The following is a 23,195-nucleotide window of genomic DNA, read 5'->3' on the forward strand; positions in this document are numbered from 1 at the left end:
AGAAAGGTGACCGGAATAAGTCGATTACTCATCTTTCACCTTTCGAGATGTAGTTGCTCGAGAACCGGCAGCGACACCCCGCTGACGTCGAAGATTCTCACGCGAGGACATTTCTGAAAGAGCTGATGTCGGGGTAGAGCGCCACGGTGGAGACAATTGCTGCCGGATATACGGCTCACCGCAACGTCGCCAGACGAACTCCTGCGCTCCACGCCATAGGCGTGGAGCGCTATAGGGTCAGCGCCAGCCGAGCGCGGGCGCGACGTGCTTCAGAATCGACTCGATCACGTGGGCGTTGTAGTCGACACCGAGCTGATTGGGGACGGTCAGCAGCAGTGTGTCGGCGGCAGCGATGGCCTCGTCTTCTCGGAGTTGCTCGATGAGCCGGTCAGGCTCGTCGGCGTAGCTCCGACCGAATCTGGCGATGCCACCGTCGATGACGCCGACCTGATCGGCGTCGTCACCGCCCCGTCCGAAGTAGGCGCGGTCGCGGTCGTCGGTGAGTGCGAAGATGCTGCGGCTCACGGACACTCGTGGTTCACGATCGTGCCCCGCTGCTGTCCAGGCGTCGCGGAACAGCGAGATCTGCTCGGCCTGCAGCTGATGGAACGGGATGCCGGTGTCTTCTGTCAGCAAAGTCGAACTCATCAGGTTCATGCCTTGCTGCGCGGTCCACTCGGCGGTGGCGCGACTTCCTGCGCCCCACCAGATCCGATCGCGTAGGCCTGGGGCCTGCGGCTCGATGCCCAGTGCGCCCGGCGGATTCGGGAACATCGGTGACGGGTTGGGCTGGGCGAACTTGGCGTTCTCGATGACCTTCAAGAAGACGGCCGTGTGTTCGCGGGCCATGTCGGCGTCCGTCGTCTCGTCACCCGGTACATAGCCGAAGTAGTGGTATCCGTTGATCACCTGTTCGGGTGATCCCCTGCTGATACCCAATTGCAGTCGGCCTTCGGAGATGAGGTCGGCGGACCCGGCGTCCTCAGCCATGTACATCGGGTTCTCGTAGCGCATGTCGATCACGCCGGTGCCGATCTCGATGCGGTGGGTCTTTGCGCCCACAGCCGCGAGGAGCGGGAAGGGTGAGGCGAGCTGCCGGGCGAAATGGTGTACACGGAAGTACGCACCGTCGGCGCCGAGTTCCTCGGCTGCGACTGCCAGGTCTATCGACTGCAGCAGGGTGTCGCCCGCCGACCGCGTCTGCGAGCCGGGCGAGTCCGACCAGTGTCCGAACGAAAGAAATCCGATGTTCTTCATGACACTGTAAATGAAACCGCGGTCCGTTTAATTCCTGAACCTGCGTCGGCAGCGCCACGGCGCCAAGCGGAGGGTGTGACTCCGTGTGCGACGCGAAACCGGCGGGTGAAGTGAGTGGGATCCGAGAAGCCGTGGCGCCTCGCGACGGCGGCGACGGTGAGGTGGGGGTGGGTGCGCAGGGTCTTGCGGGCCCGAGCGAGCCGCTGTGCGGTGATGTAACCGGCCAACGAGCCGTTCGACTCCGGCCAGAGGTTGTAGAGCTGGCGGGTCGAGATGTTGTGTGCGGCGGCGATCGTGTCGGCCTTCAGGGTCAGGTCGTCGAGGTGCTCCTCGATGTGTCGTTCGATCGAGGTGACGATGCTCTGCATGGACGTGGCAGGACCTGCAGTTTCGGCGGCGCTCAGGAGCAGCGAGCGGACGAGCGCGATGGTGGTGGAGTTGAGCTCGGGAAGGATCTCGGGTGCGCTGGCCGCGATCTCGCCGAGTTGTTGCACGTGACCGCGCACGAGCCGGTACAGCGGCAGCTCAGGATGCACGTGGTCGATGGCGCTGTCGATGGTCTCGATCGACAAGCGGAGGCGAGCGTGTCGGGTGTGCACCGCGACCACGGATCCGTCGCCGTGACCGCGGAAGTCGAAGGGACTGAACTGGTCTATGACCACCAGGGTGGGGCGGTCGGGAAGGCTGTTGATGGGCCGGTGGTCGCGCGTCAGGCTCCAGTCGCCAGGGGTGAGGACGGCAACTGTGATGAGCCGAGTCGAAGGGTCGGCCGTGAGCCGTCGCCGGGTCGTGGCCGCGACGCCCCGGTACCGGAACCGCATGAGTTCGGTGTCGCGTCCCATTCGCCAATGACCGACCGACGTCCTGGTCGAGTTCGGACGGGTCACAGCGACGGCTACATGGTCGGCGACAGTCATGTCGGAACCACCTGTGCTCTCTCGGGTGTGATCATTGCTCGTCGGCCTCGACCGTGCGTTCATCGCTGAGTTCTCGCCACGCGCCGGGGGATAGCCCGTACATCATGCGGAACCGGCGGATGAAGTGCGACGTGTTGGTGAATCCCCAGCGCCGGGCGATGGTCGTCACGGACACCCCTCGCAGGGCCGCCCGGGACAGGTCCTCCCGGGCATGGGTCAGCCGCTCGCTGATCATCCACTGCTCGAGACTGAACCCGGCTGCCGCACAGAGCTTGAAAAGGTGTCGCTGGGAGATGTCGTGGGCAGCGGCGATGGACTCGATGGACAGGTTGGGGTCGCCCAAGTGCTGCTTCACGTAGGAGCGGATCCGGGGCAGCAACATTTCGGCAAGAGTGCTGCGGGCGTAGTCGAGACCGTATGCGGAGGCGATCAGCGCACGGGTGAGTTCAATGCTGGCCTCGCCGAGGGCGTCGGCACCGACGTCGGCCGACAGGGCGTCGGCGTTGTCTGTGAGTTCGGCGATGTGATGGACGGCCATGGAATACAGCGGACTCGCGGGGAGCCGGTCGGCGGCAGTTTCGATCACCTCGCGGGGCAATCCGAGAGCGTCGACCGGAACGTGGAGGCAGCGTGCTGCGCCGCCACCCTCCAGCACGTAGTCGTAGGGCGAATTGAGGTCCATCACCATCAGCTCATCGGCCGGCACTGTCCGTTGGACCCCGAATTGCTCCCGTTTACCCGTGCACTTCTCGTGGACGGCGATCGCGAACATCTCGGCCGGAGCGGTGGCGATCTGTTTGGCCGTTCGGACCAGTCGAAATCCATTCATCTCGGCACGAAAGATGTTCGCGTTGCCGTAGGGCCAGACATCCATTCGGGCCCGGACGTCCGAGGGGTTCTCCAGTTCGACGGTGCACGGCACCGATTGCTCGTGCATCGCGGCGCAGGTGGCCTCGACGCGCTGGGCAGGTCCGAGGTCGGAGGTGCTGAAGACTAGCGCCATGGTGATGTCCTGGCGCTGGTGCCTGCCCCCGATTGCACGGCGGCGGACAGGTTCATATGTGAGCGTGCGAACGTCGCCACCTGCGTCATCAGGGTGTCGGGTCGCACATCCTCATGATCCCACGAACGACTGTCGGTCGTCGGCCGACGACAGAAAATACCCCGGTACTGTCATCTCTCAGGCGAGGGCGGAGAGGATCTTCTCGGCGAGCGGGGCCGACGACGCCGGGTTTTGGCCCGTGAAGAGAGTGCGGTCGACGACGACCTTCGGCTCCCACGGCTCGCCCTCCTGGTAGTCGACGCCGAGTTCCACCAATCGGTCTTGCAGCAGCCATTTCGCCTTGTCGGCGAGGCCGGCCTGAGCTTCCTCGGCGTTGGAGAACCCGGTGACCTGGTACCCGGCGAAGGTGGCGGATCCATCGGTCCGCGTCGCAGCCAGGAGCGCGGCGGGTGCGTGGCACACCACCCCCAGGGGCTTTCCTGAATCGATGATGTCGTTCAGCAACGCGCCCGAGGTCGCGTCGACCGCCAGATCCTCCATGGGACCGTGGCCGCCGGGGTAGAACACCGCGATGTAGTCGTCGAGGCTCACCGAGTCCAGTGGAACTACTTGCTGCAAAGCGGGATTCGACCGAACCTTGTCCGCGATCGCGTCCGCGTTCTCCTGGCCGCCGTTCATATCGGGGCTCAAGCTGCCCTCATCCACCACCGGGACCACACCACCTGGCGTGGCGACCACCACCTCGTGGCCTGCCTGTGTGAACGCCTCGTAGGGCGCCACGAACTCTTCGGCCCAGAAGCCTGTCGGATGCTGCGAGCCGTCGGCCAGTGTCCAGTGTCGTGCCCCGGTCACCACAAACAAGATTTTCGCCATCAGGAACTCCTTCGGTTTCACGCGTGCGCGAACACAGCGGTCCTCCGCACCTGGAAAGACGATGACGGGTACCCGATGGCGCCATCGGCAAACCCGGACCGGATGCGACGAGGCCGCGGCGCGGGCGCGGACAATTGCCGACGTGCTTGTCGTGCTCGACTGCGCAGGGCAGGATCACCGTATGACAGACAGTGCCGAGGCCTCAGTGGACGCGACGTCGTCACACAATCCCGACCACGCGTCGGCGATGCGAGAGGTCGAACAGCGCGTGCTCTGGACTGCGACATCGATCATCCATCACGCCAACAGGATTCGCCCGAATCAGAGCGGGATGAAGGTGGGCGGGCACCAGGCGTCGTGCGCGTCGATCACCTCGATCATGACCGCATTGTGGTTCGAACATCTGCGGCCGGGGGACCGGGTATCGGTCAAACCGCACGCCTCTCCGGTCCTGCACGCGATCAATTACCTGCTGGGTGAACTCGACGAGAAGTACTTGACGACCCTGCGAGAGTTCGGGGGGCTGCAGAGCTATCCCAGTCGCGTCAAAGATCCGGATCCGGTGGACTATTCGACCGGATCTGTCGGAATCGGTGCCACCGCACCTATCTGGGGCGCGATGGCGCGTCGATACATCGAGACGACATTCGGTGGTGCGGGCACGGGCCGGCAGTATTCGCTCGTGGGTGACGCGGAACTCGACGAAGGTGCCGTCTGGGAGGCGATCGGTGATCCGTCGGTGGCGGAGATGGGCGAGATCGTCTGGATCGTCGACATGAACCGGCAGTCGCTGGACCGGGTGGTCCCGAACATTGCCGCCGGTCGCCTGGAGAAGATGTTCTCCGCGGCCGGCTGGCAAGTGATCACCGTGCAATTCGGCTCACTCCTGGAGTCGCTGTTCGCGCGGCCCGGTGGCGATGCCCTCAGAACCCGCATCGTGAAGATGTCGAATCCCGAGTACCAGCGGCTGTTGCGCTGTGACGCCGACGAGGTGCGTTCCCGGCTGCCGGGGGATGGTCCAGGCGCGGAAGCAGTCGCGTCCGTCATAGCCGATCTCGACGACTCCACAATGCTCAGTGCGATCCGGAACCTCGGTGGTCATGATCTCGATGCGCTGGGCGAGGCGTTCACGCAGATCGACGACACCAGGCCGACGATTGTCATCGCGTACACGATCAAAGGCCACGCCCTGCCCACCGAGGGCCACCCCCAAAACCATTCGTCACTGCTGACCGTCGAGCAATTCGCCGATTTCGCGAGACAACTGGGGATGGATCCGGACAAGCCGTGGCAGCGATTCGAATCGACAGGCAGTGCCGGTCGGCTCTGCCTGCACACCGCGGAGGCATTGCGCCGCGACCCTATCCCGGAGTCGGCACCTCCGACGGTACCCACCGACTTCGGCCGCACCCCGTCGGGAACATCGACAACCCAGGCCGCGCTCGGTCGGGCACTGCTCGATCTCACCCGCGAGTCACCGGACGTCGCCGAGCGGGTGGTGACAGTCAGTCCGGACGTCAGTTCCACCACCAATCTCGCCGGCTGGTTGAACAAGGTGGGTGTCTGGTCCACCAGTGAGCGACGGGACTGGTTCGCCGACGACGCGCAGACGATGATGCACTGGACCGAGAACCCGACCGGTCAGCACATGGAGCTCGGCATCGCCGAGACCAACCTGGTCGGGTTGATCGGCGAACTCGGCGCGACGTGGAGCCGATGGGGGCAGCCGCTGTTCCCCATCGGAGTCCTGTACGACCCGTTCGTGGGCCGTGCGCTGGAACCGTGGTCCTACGGCATCTACGCCGGCGGCCAGTCGATTCTCGTCGGCACACCCTCGGGTGTGACGCTCGCCGCCGAAGGTGGTGCTCATCAGTCGATCACCACGCCCTCGATCGGCCTGGAGCAACCCGATTGCGTCAGCTACGAGCCGGCGTTCGCGCTCGAACTGGAGTGGGTTCTCCTGTCGTGCATCGCACGGTTGGGCCGGCCGGGTGGCTTGTCGTCGTATCTGCGGCTGTCGACCCGCCCCGTGAGTCAGTCGCTCGCCGAGGTGCCGGTCGATCCGGCTGCTCGTGAGCGTCGGCGACGGCAGGTGGTCGCAGGGGCCTACACCCTGCGGCACGTGCGACAGCCCGCGGTGACGCTGGTCGGGATGGGGGCGGTGATCACCGAAACCCTTGCGGCAGCAGACCGCCTCGAGGAACAGGGAGTGTCCGCAGAGGTGATCTGCGTGACGAGCCCAGGGTTGCTGTTCGAGGCACTGCAGGCCCGTCGCGGTCACGGTGACGCACCGACCTGGATTCTCGACCAGATCTTCGCGACGCACCGCGCGGCACCGATGGTGACCGTGCTGGACGGGCATCCACACACTCTCGCGTTTCTCCCCACCGTCAACGGTGTGCCGGGAGTTGCCCTAGGGGTCAGTCGTTTTGGCCAGACCGGGTCGCTCGAAGACGTCTACGCCTATCACGGGATCGACGCAGACGGCATCGTCGCGGCTGCCCTCGATGTGGTCGACTGAGAGGTCCTGCGGTGACGACTCGTCGGACCCTGCGCGAGGTCTGCCGCCGAGGTTGACTGCGACGAGCCCTGCGAGCAACACTGCGGCGCCGACGAGTTGCGCCGCGGCCATCGTCTGACCCAGCAGCCACCAGGACGCCACTGCGGACGCGACCACTTCGATCAATGCGACAAACGACGCCGGGGTCGCGCCGAGCAGACGAACCGCCGTGACGCCGGTGACGTACGCGAGGCTCGTCGAGATCCCAGCGATGGCCAGCGTCACGAGCCACCAGGGCACCGTGGTGTCGGCGAGCACAGGGGAGTCGGTGCTCATCGACATCGGTAGCAGGCCGACCGCCCCCGCGACTGCGATCATGATGGTGCCGAGCAGCAAACCGCCGGCGGCGAGTGCGAGGGGATCAACACTCCCGCCGGTTCGGGAGAAGTCTTCGGTGGCGAGGATGAAATAGCTCGCCAATCCCACACCGGCCACAATGGCCCAGACCAAACCGACCGGATCGATGTCGCCGATCCCGCTGCCTCCGAGAATCACCACCACCAGACCGGTGAGTGCGATGACGCAACCGAATATGGTCAGGATCGTGGGCTTACGGCCGCGGATCAGCCAGTCGTAGGCCACGACGAGAATGAGTCCCGAGTACTCGATCAGCAGTGCGACGGGTACGTCGAGGTACCGGACGGCGTTGAAGAAGCTCAATTGCACCACCGCGACTCCGAGTACGCCGTACGCGATCACGAGGAGCGGAGACTTGGCGAGTTCCCGAAAGAGTCTGCGACGCAGAAGAATGAGGGGGATGACGAGCAGTAGAGAGCCCAGGCCGAGCCGGACCGCGGTGACTGCGGCGGACGACCACCCGCTGTCGATGAGACCTTTCGCGAGCGGGCCCGACGTGCCGAAACAGACCGCCGAGGTCACCGCGACCAGCACGCCGTACGCGGGCTTGCGGGCAGAACCCGATAGGGATGGATTGCTCACCGGGGTCTCCTCGGGATGGTCGCCTGCAAGTCAGTACCGTTATCGCTTACACTCCTTACAGTGAAGCCGATCAGACGTAAGGAGTCAAATGCTTTTTGCTCATGACACCGATCTGGCGCTGATCGCGACAGCCGCGCTGATCAACACCGGTCGCGACGAGGTCGACACCATGACCACCGCATCGCAATTGAGCGAATACCTTGACGAGCAGGGCTATTCGGGTCGCCGTGACGGAGACGAGGCCGAGCTCGCGGCCGTGCGGAAGTTGCGGGAGCGGCTCGACACCCTGTGGTCGATGGACGTCGACGACGTGGCGCAGGAGGTCAACGACATCCTTCGGGAAGCCGACGCGCGTCCCTACCTGAGTCGGCATGACCACTGGGACTGGCACATTCACGTGACCGACGCCGAGGCCCCGCTTGCCGACCGGATGGCCGCCGAGAACGCCATGGCCCTCATCGACCTGATCCGGACGGGCCAACTCGGACGGCTCAAGACCTGTGCCGGTGATGGCTGCCGATCAGTGTTCGTCGACTTCTCGCGTAACCGGTCGAGACGGTTTTGCAGTGATGGTGGTTGCGGCAACCGGGCACACGTGGCGGCGTATCGCCGTCGCCGGGCAGGAGCCTGACCGACCCCGCCGACCGTGCCTGATCCTGCAGCGAAATCTGCTCCACTTTCAGCAATCCGCTCCAGTTCCAGAGCCCTGGAACCGGAGCATCCTTCTGGAAGTGGAGCATCTGTTCGAGCCTCGACGAAGCGATCTACCACATCGAACATCTGCGGCTGGGCTGCACGCGGGGCCGACAACGCCTGATCGCCCACCGGGTTCGTACGGTATGTTCGGACCCATGAACGACGGGGCGAGCGCGCTGAGCAGGTGGATGCTCGCCTTCGTCATCGGCACGTTCTTTGCCATGGTCGCCCCGATCGCGCTGGACGGTCAAGCAGGTCTCGTTGCGGTCGGCGCCTCGGTTGCCCTCCTGCTGGTGTCGGCCATCGCACTACATCGCATGCGCGATGTTCTCGTCCTCATGGTCGTGGGACACACCGGCCCGGCGAGTGATGAGCGGTGCCTGCGAGGCTCATTCCGCAGGCAGACAAACCCCGACACCGATGGTCGTCCACGACCTCGAGCACCCGGAAGTTGCCTGCGACCAGCCTAGTTTCACGCGCGGGCTGGTCGACGCGAGATCTTTCTCCCTCGTAGGCCATCGCCGCGTCGTCGCAGTGCATCCGTGCTCACTCCGGAGCGCAGCACACGCGCCTCATAGTGAGGTTCTTCCATGCTCGACCTAATCTGCTATCCCGTGTCCGCCATCCTGTGGTTCTGGCACAAAGTATTCGCCTTCGTCCTGCAGAGTCCCGACAGCGGAATCGCCTGGTCGCTGGCCGTGATCTTTTTGGTGTTCACCTTGCGGGCGGTATTGATTCGACCCTTTGTCAAACAATTTCGCACCCAACGTCAGATGCAGAAACTCGGCCCGCAGATCAGCGAGTTGCGGCGCGAGCACAGAGGGGACCGGCAGAAGCTCGCGGCGCAGATGCAGGCACTGCAGCGAGCCAACGGTGTCAATCCGCTCCTCGGATGTCTGCCTGTGTTGATTCAGATCCCGGTCTTTTTCGGGCTCTATCACGTGTTGCGTTCCTTCAACCGGACCGGTGGCGGCGTCGACATGCCCTTCTTCGGATCGGATTCGATGACGATCGAGCAGAACGCCAACACGCCGAACTACATCTTCTCCGCGTCGGACGTGCAATCGTTCCTCGACGCAAAGCTGTTCGGAGCTCCTCTGTCGGCGATGATCACGATGCCCAGTGAACAACTCGAGGCGTTCGGTGACGTGAGTCGCCTGGCGATCGCGCTGGTGGCAATCCCCTTGATGCTGGTGGCGGCGGTCGCGACGCATTTCACCGCTCGCGCGAACCGAGCCCGTTCTGTGGGTGTCACCGACTCACCACAGTCCGCTTTGATGAACAACCTTGCCGTGTGGGTGTTTCCGGCGGGTGCCATTGTCGGGGGCCCGTTCCTGCCGATCGCCATCTTGCTCTACTGGCTGGCCAACAATGGCTGGACCCTGGCGCAACAGCACATCGTTCTACGCAGGCTCGATGCCGAAGAAACTGCTGCACAGGCGGTCGTCTTGAAGGCTGCTGGACCTGTTACTCGGACGCGGCCCGCGCCCGGTGAGGGGCGGCGTCGGAAAAGGTAGGTGCCGCGCGGGCGACCAGGGCAGTCGGATGGGCGCGGTCGGTGGGGCCCAGCCGTCACTCCAGTCGGAACAGCATCGTTTCCGCGGTGAGCCCGGGTCCGAATGCCATGGCGCTGCCCATGCCTGTGGGACCGCCCTGAGCGGCGCGCTTCATCATCTCGGCGAGAACGAAAAGTACTGTCGCCGAGGACATGTTGCCGTAGTTGTCGAGGACGTGGCGTGATACGGCGAGTGCGTCGGAGTCGAGTTCGAGCGCGTTCTCGACCGCATCGAGAATGGTTCTGCCGCCGGGGTGGATGGCCCAGAGGTCGATGTCGTCCGGGGTACGTCCACCCAGGATCAGCTTCACGTTCCCGGGATTCAGCGCTTTACCGAGCTGGCCGGGGACCTTGCCGGACAGCACCATGTCGTACCCCGCGTTGCCGATTCGCCAGGTGATGAGGTCCCGGGTGTCCGGCACCATGACCTGTTTGAAGGTGTCGAGTTCGATTCCGGAGGTCTCCGCCGAGATGACGGCGGCCGCGCAGCCGTCTCCGAAGATCAAGAAAGACAACATGGATTCGAGACTCTTGGGCTTCTGTAGATGAACGGAGCACAACTCGACGCTGACGAGGAGTACCTTCGCGCTCGGATCCGCCCGAACGATGTTGTTCGCGGTCTTCAGTCCGGTGATACCGGCGAAACAACCCATGAAGCCGATCTGCGTCCGGTCGACGTTGGGGCTGATGCCACAGTTCTTGATGATGTCGTAGTCGATGCCGGGAGAATAGAAGCCCGTGCAGGTCACGATCACCAGATGGGTGATGTCGTCGGCCGCTGGACCCAGGCCCAGGCCGTCCACGGCGCGTTGTGCGAGTTTGGGGGCCTTGTCCTCGTACTCGATCATGCGGGTTTCGGTGTCGACGTCGCTCGGATTGTCGCCGTAGAAGGCCACCGGGTCCTCGACTGCAGACCAGCGGTGAGAGATGTGGGCGCGATCGGCCATCCTCTTGAACAGCAGCATCTTCCCGCGGGCGTCGATCAGGGCTGGGGCGAACTCGACGAAGGTCTCGTGAACGTCGAGCTCGGGGACTGCGGTGCTGATCTGGTTTACGTAAGCGGTGACCATGGGATGATTTCCGAATCTCGTCTCAAACAGCCTGCGGGAACCGTAGTCTCGCCTCGATGCAAACTAGGTTGCAGCCAACGTAGGTCCGATTATGTGATTCGGCAACCCTTGGGTTGGCGAAACCAGGACGTTTGGGCGTGATGTCAGTCATTCGCTTGACCGTGCCGTCGGACAGAGGTCTCCGGCAATCCGAAAACGGTCGTTGTCATGTGACAATCGGAGCAACTCCCGAGGAGAACGACGAAGACAGATGCGAAATGTGTTGTTGTGCAGCGCTCCGCTGACCGGACATGTTCAACCGATGATCACCATCGGCAAACAACTCGTCAGTGACGGTTCGACTGTGGTGATGCTGACGGGCAGCCGTTTTCGGGAGAGAGTTCAGCAGGCCGGCCTGGAACACATTTCGCTACCCGTGTCTTCGGACTTCGACGATCGCGATCTCGACGGGCAGTTTCCCGGCCGATCCCGGTTACCGGGCATCCTTCGAGCTCGCTACGATCTCGAGAACTTCTTCGCGAGAAACATCGTCGCCCAGCATCAGGCTGTGACGAAGGTACTCGCCGAACGTGCTGTCGACGTGGTGCTCGCCGAGAACCTTTTCCTGGGATTGTTGCCGACCTTGACCGTCCGTGACGCCGGCTCGCCCCCAACGGGTTCTGCCCGGATGAGTTCTCCGCGAATAGGTTCGGTGTGCACATCACCCCTCATGGCGGCGAGCCGCGATACCGCGCCGTTCGGGCCGGGTCTTGCACCATCGACCACGCCGTGGGGAATGCGTCGGAACAGACTGCTGACCGCGGGTGCTCGCGGGGTGGTGTTACGTCGGGTTCAGCGGATTGCAGACGCCGCGGTGCAGGAAACCGTCGGTCGCGACGCGGGCTCGTTCGTCCTCGACTGGCCACTGCTCGCCGACGACATCTTCGTTCTCACCGCTCCCTCCTTCGAGTATCCGCGGCGCGATCTCGACGAGCGACTCGACTACGTCGGACCGGTGCTCGATACTGCGGGCGGTTCCCACCCCGCCCCGCCCTGGTGGCACCGGCTCGACGGACCTGACCCGGTGGTGGTCGTCACGCAGGGCACGCTCGACAACGGTGACATGGGCCGATTGGTCGAACCGACACTGTCCGCGTTGGCGCACACCCGTGCGTTGGTGATCGCGACGACGGGCGGGCCCTCGCCGGAGGCAGTTCGCGCACCCGGCGACAATGGCGTCGTGACCGAGTTCATCCCGTTCGACATGTTGTTGCCCCGAGCCGATGTCCTGGTCACCAACGGTGGCTGGGGCGGAGTGCACTTCGCCCTGCGGCATGGTGTTCCCATCGTGGTTGCGGGGACGACGGAGGACAAGAACGAGGTTGCCGCGCGGATCGTGCGATCCGGCACGGGAATTCGATTGCGCTCGACCCGGCCGGCCGTCATCCGGCGGGCGGTGCGCACGGTACTGGACGATCCCGGCTACCGGGACCGCGCGCGGGCGCTGGCGAAAGAACTGGCCGTCCTCGACGGAGCCCGTGGCATCAGTGCGGCGTTGAACAGGCCGCCGAAGCACACCTCCGGAATGCCTGCGCCGTGTCCTCCCAGGTAGTGATCGTCGGTGCCGGCCCGACCGGCCTGACGACAGCCGCTCTGCTGGCGCGATACGGCATCCCCAGCACGATTCTCGAACGACATCGCGGCGTGTATCCGCTGCCTCGCGCTGTGCACATCGACGACGAAGTGTATCGGATTCTCCAAGCGGCGGGCGCCGCAGACGACTTCGGTCCGCACGGCCGGCCTGCAGAAGGAATGCACCTGGTCGATGCACGAATGCGGGTGTTGATGAGGTTCGCACGAAGTTCGCCGAACGGACACCACGGCTGGCGCGAGAGCACGATGTTCGACCAACCCGATCTCGAGCGGGCCCTGCGCGGCGCCGTGTCGCGACAGCCGGCCGTCACCGTGCGAGAGGGTGTCGACGTCGAATCGGTCGGGGTCGCCGACGGTGTGGCAAGACTTCAGGTGCGCGGCGCGCGCGGTCCCGAGGTTCTCACCTCGCAGTTCGTCCTCGGGTGCGACGGCGCCTCGAGCGTCGTCGCGTCGGCCATCGGGCAGAAGGCATACGACCTCGCGTTCAGGCAACGTTGGTTGGTGGTCGATGTGCGTTGTGCCGCCGACCTGCAGCTGTGGCCCGGCGTGCACCAGGTGTGCGCGGGTGCGCAGGCGTCGACGTTCATGCGTATCGGAGAAGACAGGTACCGCTGGGAATTCCGGCTGTCGGACAGCGATACCGGTGCCGGCGACGACGTAGACGAGGAGTGGGCACTGCGCTCGGTGCGTGCTCAGCTGGGCGATGCCGACACCGACATCCAGATCCTGCGGACCGCGACGTACCGGCACGCCGCGCGCGTCGCCAGGCACTGGCGATCGGGTCCGCTGTTCGTTCTCGGGGACGCAGCGCATCGCACCCCGCCGTTCATCGGGCAGGGCCTCGGCGCGGGCCAGCGTGACGCGATGAACCTGGCGTGGAAACTGGCTGCCGTGCTCGACGGCTGTGCCGACGACCGACTACTTGGCACGTACGAATCCGAACGCAAGCCGCATGTGATGCGGTCGGTGGTCGCGGCGACGCTGGTGGGGACTCTGATGAGCGTTCGGGGCGCCGCCGTGCAGGCGGCGGTTCACACTGCAATGCGCGGCGTCGATTCCGTACCGGGAGCAGCATCGGCCGGCCCTGCCCTCATCTATCCGCGGGTTGGTCGCGGTGGCCTCCGGCTGCGAGAACGGTTGCGGCGGCAGAGCCGTATCGTCGGGCGGTCGATTCCCCAGTTCACCTCCACGGACGAACAGGACGTGCTTCGGCGATCTGACGAGATCCTCGGCCGCGGTTACGTTCTGATCACCGATGACCGCCCTGATAGCGGACTGGCGCGGCGGGCGCGGGCGGTGCGTGCGCGGCACGTGGACGTCGGCGACTTCGGATCGTCCGCACCTGCGATGCGCCGGTGGTTGCACACCAACGGGGCCCGCGCCGTGTTGATCCGACCTGATCGGGTGGTGTGTGCGGCGGCCCCGATCACCTGACCGGGGTGGGTGATGGCCGCTGGTAAGTTCATGCCCGTGACGTTCACCAGGCACGTATTCGTGGCGGTTGCCGCGATCGTGTCGCTGGTTCTCGTTTCGTGCGGCTCGGCCCAGCCGGCTACGCCAGCTGATGATCCGTTGCCGACGACGGCGCCTGTCGAATATCCCGAACCCGGTGACGTCGTCGATGCGCGCGACTGGGTTTCGACCACCGACCTCGCCCCCGACCTGCGCGGAGTCCGGATGCTCTATCGCTCCACCGACACGAGCGGGAAGCCGAACGTCGTGTCTGGGACGGTGTTCCAACCCGAGGGGTCACCCCCAGGCGGTGGTTGGCCCGTCGTGGCGCTCGGGCATGGGTCCACCGGGATCAACACCAATTGCGCACCGTCGCTGACGGGTAACCTCTATGGGCTTGCCCGACTGGTGACCACCTATCTGCGCGCGGGTATGGCTGTGACCCTCGCCGATTACGCAGGGTTGGGTTCGGAGAGCGGCCCGCACCCGTACCTCGATCCCTATTCCGCCGCGCGCACCATGATCGACTCGGTCCGTGCGATTCGGCAGGTGTACCCGCAGGTGTCGACGTCCTGGGTGACGTACGGGATATCGCAGGGCGCCGGGGCGAGCTGGGCCGCGAACGAGATGGCCGCGTCCTACGCTCCCGATCTGAGGTTGCGGGGTGCGGTCGCGCAGGTGCCTCCCACCAGCAAGGTCCCGGTGGTCGACCTGGCCGCGGCCGGGGCACTCACCAGTGAGCAGCAGGGGAGCCTGCAATGGATGGAGGAGTCCCTGGCCCGGCGCAATCCCGACATGAATCGGGACGACTACCGGCGCGGCGCACTCGCCCAGCAATGGGATGCACTCAGCGCGTGCGCGGAATCGTCCGACCGTGAGCAGGCAGCGAAGTTGATCTCGGCGCCGGACTTCATTCCCGCATCGCCTGCCGCCACGGCGCGACTACGCGAGTTGATGCAGCAGCTGGCGCTGCCGCGGGCACCGCTCAGCGCACCGCTGTTGGTCCTCTACGGCGGACAGGACAAGTTCAATGACCCCGCGTGGACGTCGGCGGCCATTCGAGACCAGTGTTTTCTGGGTGGGCCGGTGACCGTCGATCTGCAACCCACTGCCGGGCACGGGACCGTGAAGACCACGGGGATACTCCCGTATCTCGTCGACCGCCTCGTGGGGGCGCCCGTACGGGATGATTGTCGATCATGACCGCTCCGGCGCAGGCACGCTCGATGAAACCGTGGTTGTTGCTCTGCGGGGCAATCGTCATGGAGGTCACCGCAACCCTCGCACTGCGCGCGGCTGTCGATCACCCGGCGTGGGTGGCCCTGGTGATCCTCGGCTACGGCGGTGCGTTCGTCTGTCTGGCGCTGGTGTTGCGTGAGGGCATGCCGATCGGAGTGGCTTACGGGATCTGGGCCGCGTGTGGGGTCGCGCTCACCGCAGTGCTCGCAGCCCTCATCTTCGGTGACCCGTTCACCTGGATGATCGGTCTGGGAATCGGGGTCGTGATCGTCGGTGTCCTGTTGGTGGAACTGGGCTCTCACAAGGCGGAGACGTCGACCGCGTCGGGGGACCCAGACCCGACCGCGTCGAGGGACCCCGAATCGGAGCGGCCCTGATGCAGTGGGTCTATCTCGCCATCGCGATCGTCAGCGAAGTGGTCGGCACCATGTCATTGCGGGCGTCGGACGGATTTCGGAAAGCGTTGTGGCTCATCCCGACCGCGATCGGCTATCTGCTGGCCTTCCTGATGCTGGCGCTGACGTTGGCCGAGGGGATGCCGGTGGGCATCGCCTACGGGATCTGGGCGGCGTGTGGGGTCGCGATCACCGCCGTCGTGGCGAAAGTACTGTTCGACGATCCACTGACCTGGCTGATGGGCCTGGGCATCGTGACCATCGCCGGCGGGGTGTTGATCATCGAACTCGGCGCGGTGCACCACTGAGACCCGATCCTGGTGGGTTCTGGCGAGCGAAGGTCCAGTTCGCGGTCGCCACAACCCACCAAGTCGGGGCGTGGTCGGCAGCGAACTAGCGGGCGAAGTTCGCGCTGATGCGTTGCTGCAGGTAGTCCTCTGCGCTGATGGCCGGGTACTTGCCATTCGGGCCCTCGATCGACACCTCCCGGTTGGCCTGCGCGAAGAACGCGATGCTGTAGCGGGAACCGCGATGATCATCGGGCCCCGGACTGCGCACCCGGTGAAAGTTCGACGGCAAGGCGTCGTCGCTCCAGCGCATCAGCATGTCGCCGATGTTGCAGGTGATGGCATCGTCCGAGGGCTCCACCGACGTCCACACCTGATCGTCCATCTCCTTGCCGGGACAAACTTGTAGTCCGCCCTGCCCGTTGCGCTGGAAAAGCAGTGTCAGGCAATCGAAATCGGTGTGAGCGCCCGCCCGCCAGACGCCGGTGAGGTCGGCGTCGGCGGGCAACGCGTAGTAGTGCAACAGTCGTAGCGTGCTCTGGTAACTCTGCGACGCCGGATCATGTGCGCGGGTGAAGAACTCCCGATCAAATCCGAGTTTGTCGGCAAACAGGGAGAGCAGCTCCATCGCGAGGGTCCAGCAGCGGTGCTCGAAATCGAGGATGGTCTGCCGAAAACCCGCGAGTTCGGCGTCGGTGGGCCACAGACCGTCCATGTTCGACAACGTCACCTGGTAGGACTCCTTCTGATCAGGAGTCCCAACCGACGGCCGCACCTGCGTCAAGCTCTCCCACCCCGAGTTGTAACGCTTGGGACGAAGGGATTTGACGTCTTCGGGCAGCGCGAAGAACGCTTCGGCCATGGCGAACGCGTGGCGCACGTCGGCGAGATCGATCCCGTGGTCGACGACTTGGAAGAAGCCGATGTCGGTTGCTGCGGACCAGAGTTCGTCGGCGATCTCTGCGCGCCTGCTGCCCAGGCCTGCCAGTGAGATGCGCCGCACCTCGCGGTCGCTCTCGGTGCCCAATGCGCCCATACGGCGTTCACGCTGAAGTTCTGTCATGTCGTTTGTCATGCGGGGAGTGCCTTCCGGTGAAGAGATCGTCGCTCAGGGGATCGAGATGGCGGGGTCGGTGAACTGGTTGGTGAACAGTTGCTCGGCGGTCACGTTCTCAGGAACCCGGTTGCCGCCGGCTGCGAGTACCGGTCGCAGGTCGTCGACGTTGCTCTGCGTCCGCGCCTCGTCGTAGACACCGAACGACCCGTTATCTTCATTTGCGAGCAAACCCTTGTCTTTCAGCAGGTTCGCGCTGAAGGTGGCCTCACCTGCGCTGTATGGGGAGTACGTCTGGTCTTGCGACACCACATCTACGATCACCTCGTTGGTGGCTTCGGGTGAGGTGATGTAGTCGACGCCGGATTGCTGGATGAGCGGCACCAGTTTATCGAGGCACGGGGAGAACTCTGCCACCTTGTCCGCGCGTACCGAGACGTTCGAGGCATAGATGTCGTATCCCGCGTCCTTGACCAGGCCGTACGAGACGGGCTTGTCCCAGGCTGGGGTCTCTTCGGTGTAGGTGTACGGCTCGGAGTTGGCGAAACCCTGCTGCGCGATGGACGGGTCGCCGACGAACCGGGACGGCGCGCCGTCGTAGCTCGTGTCGATCTGCGACTGCTTGAGCAATCCCTTCGCGACCATCCACTGCGGGAAGATCTGATCCTTGGACACCACGACCGTGGCGTCAGTGGTCCCGACGTCGCCGACCGCCTTCCACTCAGGATGAGTCGCGGGATCCCACATCAGGATCGCCGGGCTGTATTTGAGCAGGGGGGTCACGCCGACCACCGGTTGGTCGGCCGCCGCAGACACCAGCTGATCTCCATGCACCACGCCCAGCATCGCCGAGTCGTCGACGTACAACTGCGAGGTCACGGACTGAAAACCGATTGCGGGGCCGCCGGATTTGAGGGTGATGTCGACTCCGGTGTCCTTGCCTCCCGCGACGAGTGGGCCGGTGACCGATTTGTCGTCGGTGTCGACGACGTATCCGGGTCCGAGCAGGCCGAACAGACCGCCCATGTCCGACTGGGGCTGCCACTGCAGCTGGACGCCGACGTTGGCGGGACAGACATCGGCGAGACTCTGCGCCGCGGCTGCCGGTTCGAGGGACACGGACTCGCTGGGCTCGTCCGAGCCGAAGGCGCAGGCCGACAAACCGAGCGTGGTGAGGGTGATGACGGTGACACCGATGCGCCGGGTGCGTTGTGCTTTCACGGTTCTCCTAAGGGTGAGTTCGAACAATTGCATGCAATCACTTTTCTGTTGCGCTGGTGTTAAGCAGCGAGGGATCCTTCGTTCGGATCGGGCGAATTGCAGATATAAACGGTGTTTTGCCAGGATCGTCGGCGCTGATGTCATCAAGTTGTAACGTGCTGCAACGAAATCGTCATGCATGTAATAAATGATTGAAAGCGTTCGAAGGCCAGTGTGTTGCATGTATAGCCGAGATCTTGGAGATGACGATGAAACTAGCCGACACGACGCGGGGAATCGACGCTCGACGGCTCACCAAGGATCTGCAGATGGTGTTCGCAGATGTGGTGAAGCAGTTCGACACCGGAACCGTTGCCATCGAGAAGGCGGACCTTGAAGTGCGGCGCGGCGATTTCGTCGCTGTCGTGGGGCCTTCTGGCTGCGGCAAATCGACCCTGCTGCGCATGGCCGCCGGCCTGGAGAGTCCCACCGAGGGCTCGGTGGCAGTGGCGGCGGATTCGGTGGGATTCATCTTCCAGGAACCGACTCTGCTCCCGTGGCGCAACGTCCGCGCCAACGTGGAGCTGTCGGCAGAACTGAGAGGGGGTGAATCCAAACGGGACCGACGAGGTAACCGGGCACACTACAAACGTCGTGCTGCGGAGGCCATCTCAGCCGTCGGCCTCGATCAGTTCGCCGATCAGTTGCCGAACGCGCTGTCCGGTGGCATGAAGATGCGGGTGTCGCTGGCGCGAGCGCTCACGTTGTCTCCGGACATCATGCTGCTCGACGAGCCGTTCGGTGCCCTGGACGAGATGACCCGCCTCGAGATGCAGGTGGAGTTGCAAAGGCTCTACACGACAAGGAAGTTCACCTCGATGTTCATCACCCATTCGGTCACCGAAGCGGTCTATCTCGCGAACAAGGTGGTCGTCATGACCCATCGGCCGGGAAGGATCGCAGCTGTGATCGACATCGACCTGCCCTACCCTCGCGTTCCGGAACTGCGCTTCGACCCGACGTTCACCGACTACGTGTCCGACATCTCGGCGACCCTGCACGGGAGTATCCGATGACTCTCAACGCCACCCTCGGCCTCCCTGCCCGGATCCGCCCACGCAGCAAGGCGACGGTCGGGCCCGGGGCCCGTAGCCGAAACAGCCGTCGACTCCGGGGATTCGGAGCCGCACTGCTCTATCCGCTGTTGTCGCTGATCGGCGCTCTCGCGGCGTGGTCTGCGGTCAGCTACTGGGTACTCGCGCCCGAGCGGAGGTTCCTGCTGCCACCGCCGTCGGAGGTGCTGAGCAACTCGCTGATGGACTGGACTCACCTGCAGCCCATGCTGGAGGCGCTCGCCGTCACGGCGCAGGTGGCGCTGGTGGGATTCCTGGTGGCGGTGGTGGTCGGGGTCGGGACGGGCGTCCTCATGAGTCAGGCCAAGTGGATCGAGCGCATCATCTACCCGTACGCCGTGGTGATCCAGGTGATCCCGATCCTGGCGATCGTGCCGCTGATCGGAGTGTGGTTCGGGTACGGGATGTCCTCGCGCACACTGGTGTGCGTTCTCATCGCAGCCTTCCCCATCATCACCAACACGCACTTCGGAATCCGGTCGGTGGACCGGAGTCTGCACGAACTGTTCGCCCTCTCGCATGCTTCGCGCTGGGACCGTCTGGTCAAGCTCGAATTGCGCGCGGCCCTTCCGACCATTCTGACCGGGATCCGCACCGCATCCGGACTGGTGGTGGTGGGTGCGATCATCGGCGACATGTTCTTCGCCAAGGGCAAGCCCGGCATCGGCACGCTTCTCGACGTGTACCGCGGTCGCCTCCAATCCGACGACCTGATCGCCGCCATCGTGCTCGCGTCGCTGTTCGGCGTCGCCGTGTTCGCGCTGATGGGCCTGGTGTCGAAGGCCGCGGTCGGCAGTTGGCACGAATCCTCCGGCAAATCCTGAACACCAGCGAATCCTGAACATCGAGAAGAAGAGACAATCCGCAATGACCGCGAATCACTTTCACGTACCCACCATCGACATCGGCCCGTATCTCACCGGACGGAGCGCAGACACCAGTCCGGAGTGTGCCGCCGTCGCCGCCGAACTCGATTCCGCCTGCCAGGACGTGGGTTTCGTGCAGATCGTCGGTCACGGAATCGACACCACACTCACCGATGGTCTGGCCGACGCGCTCGACGAGTTCTTCGCGCTGCCGCTGGAGGTGAAGAAGCAGTATCGGCGCGACCCTTCCACCAACCGCGGATACTCGCCGCCGAAGTCCGAATCGTTGAGCATGAGCCTCGGGATTCACACCGCGAACCAGATGAACGACTTCTACGAGGCGTACACCGTGGGGACCGCGGCCGCGGAATTCGTCGGCCTCGACCTCCCGGACGCGAGCTATGCCGCCAACAACTGGCCGGGGGCAGCTCCTGGTTTCGAGCCGCGAGTGCGGCGCTATTTTGCCGGCGCCCAGCAGCTGTCGCGGACGTTGATGACTGCGTTCACCGACGCGCTCGGTCTGGAGGCGCACTACTTCGACACCATGGTCGACCATTCGATCGAGGTGCTCAAGATGAACAACTATGCGCTGCCCGAGGGTGATACCCGGTTGACCGGTGACCTGCAGGGAATGGGCGCGCACTCGGATTTCGGGATTCTGACGATCCTTTGGGCCGATCAGGTGCCGGGTCTGCAGGTGCTCGACGCCGATGGCCGGTGGCATGACGTGCAGCCCGCCGACGGTGCTCTGCTCGTCAACCTCGGCGACGCCATGGCCCGGTGGACCAACGACCGTTGGATGTCGACGATTCACCGGGTAGACCCGCCGGTGGTGAACGGCCAGATACGCAGACGACGATCGGCGGCCTTCTTCTTCGATGGCAATCACGATGCCGTCATCGAGCCACTTCCCGGAACCCTCACCGGCGGTGAGACCGGCTACGCTCCGATTACGGTGGCAGAGAACATCGCCATGAAGGTGGCCGGTCTGCGGACCGGTGCGGCGCCGACGATCGACCTGCGCGAAACAGCGCGCGTCGCTGCCGCCGGGAACTAGACACGGGACAGGAGCGAGGACGTGGCGTCATCCGAGCGTGCACTGCTCACCGATTCCGTGCACGACGCACTTCAGGAGTTGATCTTCTCGGGCGAACTGGAGTCGGGCAGCCCGTTGAGTGTCCCGGCGCTGGCTGCGCGGCTCAACGTCAGTCGCACACCCGTGCGGGAAGCGGTGCAACAGCTGATCTACGAGGGGCTGGCATCGCACACCCGAAACGCGGGAGCCCGTGTCGCGTCGCTCGATGCCGAGACCCTGCGGTCGGTCTTCGAGGTCCGGGAAGTTCTCGACGGGCTGGCGGCCTACACCGCGACGCGTACGGCGTCGCACGACACCGTCGCCCAGTTGCGCAAGATGGTGCAGATACAAACCGAGTTGCTCGACGAGCCGGCAGATCAGCGGCGTGACTCGTCGCTGGACCTGCAATTCCACACGTTGATCCGGGAAACAGCCAACAATCGTCCGTTGGGCGAGGCGCTGTCGAGATTGGACGGACAGTCCCATCTGTTCCGGTCGGACGTGTGGACCGCCGATCTCAACCGGCGCCTGGCGGTGTCCGAACACGAGCGGATCGTCGCGGCGATCGAGGCAGGCGACGCAGAGGGTGCCCGGACAGCCGCGTGCGCCCACGTCGCAGGCATCTTCGTGCGTACCCAGCGGGTCTGAGGACCGCTCGAGTCCGGCCTTCGTGGCCGACCCAAGTCAGGAGTAGATCCATGAAATATGTTCTTCCTCATGCAGTTTCGCGACTTCGCAGCGCGACGCTGCCGGACGGGTCCGTCGTCGACGTCGATCTGGTCCGCCGCGGTGAGCACGTCGTCGTCTCCGCGGTGCGGGCGACCGATGAGCACACACCTGACGCCGAGGGCAGCGTCGACCTACGCGGCTACGTTTTGATGACTGCGCCCGCCGAGCCACACGCACACCTCGACAAGGCGCTGTCCTGGGATGCGCTGCAACCGCCGCTGGGTGATCTGCATGACGCCATCGCCAACTGGAAGCAAGGGAGTGCGTCCTTCGACGAAGAATCGTTCCGCTCGCGCGCCCGGGAGGCCGCACTTGCGCTGGTGCGCAACGGAACCACTGCTGTTCGGTCGCACGTCGACATCCTGGCCGGCGACAATCCGCTGCGGGGCATCCGCGCCGTCGTGCGGGTCCGCAACGAGTTGCGGGGTCTGATCGACATCGAGGTGGTCGCGCTGTGCAAGGTGTACTCGAGCGACGATCTCGTACACGCAGCCCTCGATGCCGGTGCGGACCTCGTCGGAGGGTCGCCGCACAGTGCACCGGATCCGATCGGTGACCTGAACCGGTTGCTGGACATCGCGGAGGCGAGGGGCGTCGGTGTGGACCTGCACACCGACGAGTTCCTCGAAGGTGACCACCACACGATCGCCGCCTTCGCCGACAGGGTGCACGAGTGGCCCGCCGACCGGATCCGCACTGCCGGTCATTGCACCCGGCTCGGGACGATGGAGGCGGGCGAGCTGAAGGAACTGATTCCCCGCATCGCCGCTAGCGGACTAGGGGTGGTGGCGAACCCGATCACCAACCTCTACCTGCAGGGTCGCGATCACCCGGTGTCGATGCCCCGCGGTATCACCGCCATCGAACCGTTGCGCGAGGGTGGAGTCTGCGTGGCCGCGGGCGCCGACAACGTGCGCGATCCCTTCAATCCGATCGGTCGCAGCGACGCCCTGGAGACGGCGGCCCTGACCATCACCGCTGCCCACGTCCGTCCCGAGGTGGCGCTGGCGATGGTGACCGACGATGCGAGGACGGTGATGGGCCTGCCGCAGGCGGGAGCCAGGGTGGGTGCTCGGGCAGAGTTTCTCGCGGTCCGCGGCACGAGCGTTCTCGACGTGATCGCAAACGCACCTGCCGACCGCATCGTCATCCACAACGGCGCCATCGTGTCGGTCAGTGAGACCCGGACCTGGACGGCGACGCCCGCTCTGTAATCGGCGACGTGGCGATGCAGCTCTACCGGCCAGCTGCAATCTCTGTACC

General features: G+C 64.7%; 22 protein-coding genes. 14 read left to right on the forward strand and 8 right to left on the reverse strand.

The genetic code is table 11. The features are described 5' to 3' along the window. Positions 1-237: 237 nt before the first annotated feature. The 4 genes from J3S28_RS22895 to J3S28_RS22910 form a co-directional block, all read right to left on the reverse strand. The gene (locus J3S28_RS22895) at positions 238-1,257 is read right to left on the reverse strand and encodes an LLM class flavin-dependent oxidoreductase (protein WP_207843239.1); all 1,020 of its coding nucleotides are present in this window, start codon (positions 1,255-1,257) and stop codon (positions 238-240) included. Continuing rightward, positions 1,254-2,174, reverse strand: coding sequence for a helix-turn-helix domain-containing protein (locus J3S28_RS22900; RefSeq protein ID WP_207843241.1), 921 nt, complete (start codon positions 2,172-2,174; stop codon positions 1,254-1,256). Before J3S28_RS22900 ends, J3S28_RS22895 begins: the two co-directional genes overlap by 4 nt. Positions 2,175-2,205: 31 nt before the next feature. Continuing rightward, positions 2,206-3,177: a helix-turn-helix domain-containing protein gene (locus J3S28_RS22905; RefSeq protein WP_207843243.1), complete on the reverse strand. Its 972-nt coding sequence runs from the start codon at positions 3,175-3,177 to the stop codon at positions 2,206-2,208. Between the two features lie 177 nt (positions 3,178-3,354). Further along, entirely contained in the window at positions 3,355-4,050 is a 696-nt protein-coding gene (locus J3S28_RS22910; protein ID WP_207843245.1) for a type 1 glutamine amidotransferase domain-containing protein, read from the reverse strand. 181 nt (positions 4,051-4,231) lie between these two features. Here J3S28_RS22910 and J3S28_RS22915 point away from each other — a divergent pair, with 181 nt between their 5' ends. After that, entirely contained in the window at positions 4,232-6,571 is a 2,340-nt protein-coding gene (locus J3S28_RS22915) for a thiamine pyrophosphate-binding protein (protein ID WP_207843247.1), read from the forward strand. On the opposite strand, the gene J3S28_RS22920 is transcribed toward J3S28_RS22915, so the two are convergent. Then, on the reverse strand, positions 6,464-7,549 hold the full coding sequence (locus tag J3S28_RS22920) for an EamA family transporter (protein WP_207843248.1): 1,086 nt from the start codon (positions 7,547-7,549) through the stop codon (positions 6,464-6,466). The genes J3S28_RS22915 and J3S28_RS22920 overlap by 108 nt on opposite strands. Before the next feature lie 88 nt (positions 7,550-7,637). On the opposite strand from J3S28_RS22920, the gene J3S28_RS22925 reads away from it, so the two are divergent. The 3 genes from J3S28_RS22925 (at position 7,638) to yidC (ending at position 9,762) form a co-directional block, all read left to right on the forward strand. Beyond that, complete coding sequence (locus tag J3S28_RS22925; protein ID WP_207843250.1) at positions 7,638-8,180, forward strand: CGNR zinc finger domain-containing protein; 543 nt, start codon at positions 7,638-7,640, stop codon at positions 8,178-8,180. A 220-nt stretch (positions 8,181-8,400) separates the two neighbouring features. Next, positions 8,401-8,715, forward strand: a complete 315-nt coding sequence (locus J3S28_RS22930; RefSeq protein ID WP_207843408.1) for a DUF6412 domain-containing protein — start codon at positions 8,401-8,403, stop codon at positions 8,713-8,715. Between the two features lie 120 nt (positions 8,716-8,835). Next, positions 8,836-9,762 carry a membrane protein insertase YidC gene (gene yidC, locus J3S28_RS22935; RefSeq protein ID WP_207843252.1) on the forward strand — a complete coding sequence of 309 codons (927 nt, stop codon included), beginning with the start codon at positions 8,836-8,838 and terminating at the stop codon, positions 9,760-9,762. A 55-nt stretch (positions 9,763-9,817) separates the two neighbouring features. Here the strand turns inward: yidC and J3S28_RS22940 are convergent, their stop codons facing one another. After that, positions 9,818-10,870, reverse strand: a complete 1,053-nt coding sequence (locus tag J3S28_RS22940; protein ID WP_207843254.1) for a type III polyketide synthase — start codon at positions 10,868-10,870, stop codon at positions 9,818-9,820. Positions 10,871-11,120: 250 nt separating this feature from the next. Between J3S28_RS22940 and J3S28_RS22945 the strand changes: the two genes are divergently transcribed. The 5 genes from J3S28_RS22945 to J3S28_RS22965 are packed head-to-tail and all read left to right on the forward strand — an operon-like array spanning position 11,121 to position 15,896. Then, positions 11,121-12,461, forward strand: a complete 1,341-nt coding sequence (locus J3S28_RS22945; protein ID WP_207843256.1) for a nucleotide disphospho-sugar-binding domain-containing protein — start codon at positions 11,121-11,123, stop codon at positions 12,459-12,461. Next, positions 12,446-13,936 carry a bifunctional 3-(3-hydroxy-phenyl)propionate/3-hydroxycinnamic acid hydroxylase gene (locus J3S28_RS22950; protein WP_207843259.1) on the forward strand — a complete coding sequence of 497 codons (1,491 nt, stop codon included), beginning with the start codon at positions 12,446-12,448 and terminating at the stop codon, positions 13,934-13,936. Before J3S28_RS22945 ends, J3S28_RS22950 begins: the two co-directional genes overlap by 16 nt. 12 nt (positions 13,937-13,948) lie before the next feature. Further along, positions 13,949-15,157 carry a lipase family protein gene (locus J3S28_RS22955; RefSeq protein WP_207843261.1) on the forward strand — a complete coding sequence of 403 codons (1,209 nt, stop codon included), beginning with the start codon at positions 13,949-13,951 and terminating at the stop codon, positions 15,155-15,157. A 23-nt stretch (positions 15,158-15,180) separates the two neighbouring features. Then, on the forward strand, positions 15,181-15,570 hold the full coding sequence (locus tag J3S28_RS22960) for a DMT family transporter (protein ID WP_207843398.1): 390 nt from the start codon (positions 15,181-15,183) through the stop codon (positions 15,568-15,570). Next, positions 15,570-15,896 carry a DMT family transporter gene (locus tag J3S28_RS22965; RefSeq protein WP_207843262.1) on the forward strand — a complete coding sequence of 109 codons (327 nt, stop codon included), beginning with the start codon at positions 15,570-15,572 and terminating at the stop codon, positions 15,894-15,896. The genes J3S28_RS22960 and J3S28_RS22965 overlap by 1 nt, the downstream gene beginning before the upstream one ends. An 85-nt stretch (positions 15,897-15,981) precedes the next feature. On the opposite strand, the gene J3S28_RS22970 is transcribed toward J3S28_RS22965, so the two are convergent. Next, on the reverse strand, positions 15,982-16,950 hold the full coding sequence (locus J3S28_RS22970) for a 2OG-Fe(II) oxygenase family protein (protein ID WP_207843264.1): 969 nt from the start codon (positions 16,948-16,950) through the stop codon (positions 15,982-15,984). Positions 16,951-16,983: 33 nt separating this feature from the next. Beyond that, positions 16,984-18,183 carry a nitrate ABC transporter substrate-binding protein gene (locus J3S28_RS22975; protein WP_207843266.1) on the reverse strand — a complete coding sequence of 400 codons (1,200 nt, stop codon included), beginning with the start codon at positions 18,181-18,183 and terminating at the stop codon, positions 16,984-16,986. Positions 18,184-18,398: 215 nt separating this feature from the next. Between J3S28_RS22975 and J3S28_RS22980 the strand changes: the two genes are divergently transcribed. The 5 genes from J3S28_RS22980 to J3S28_RS23000 are packed head-to-tail and all read left to right on the forward strand — an operon-like array spanning position 18,399 to position 23,146. Next, the gene (locus tag J3S28_RS22980; protein WP_207843268.1) at positions 18,399-19,205 is read left to right on the forward strand and encodes an ABC transporter ATP-binding protein; all 807 of its coding nucleotides are present in this window, start codon (positions 18,399-18,401) and stop codon (positions 19,203-19,205) included. Beyond that, on the forward strand, positions 19,202-20,086 hold the full coding sequence (locus tag J3S28_RS22985) for an ABC transporter permease (protein WP_207843270.1): 885 nt from the start codon (positions 19,202-19,204) through the stop codon (positions 20,084-20,086). Before J3S28_RS22980 ends, J3S28_RS22985 begins: the two co-directional genes overlap by 4 nt. Before the next feature lie 43 nt (positions 20,087-20,129). Beyond that, a complete protein-coding gene (locus tag J3S28_RS22990) occupies positions 20,130-21,185 on the forward strand; it encodes an isopenicillin N synthase family dioxygenase (protein ID WP_207843272.1) in 1,056 nt (351 codons plus the stop codon). Positions 21,186-21,206: 21 nt separating this feature from the next. Beyond that, the gene (locus tag J3S28_RS22995) at positions 21,207-21,851 is read left to right on the forward strand and encodes a GntR family transcriptional regulator (RefSeq protein WP_207843275.1); all 645 of its coding nucleotides are present in this window, start codon (positions 21,207-21,209) and stop codon (positions 21,849-21,851) included. A 50-nt stretch (positions 21,852-21,901) separates the two neighbouring features. Next, a complete protein-coding gene (locus J3S28_RS23000; protein WP_207843280.1) occupies positions 21,902-23,146 on the forward strand; it encodes an amidohydrolase family protein in 1,245 nt (414 codons plus the stop codon). Positions 23,147-23,195: the final 49 nt, after the last annotated feature.

It is taken from the genome of Williamsia soli, from assembly GCF_017377795.1.
Taxonomy (GTDB): domain Bacteria; phylum Actinomycetota; class Actinomycetes; order Mycobacteriales; family Mycobacteriaceae; genus Williamsia; species Williamsia soli.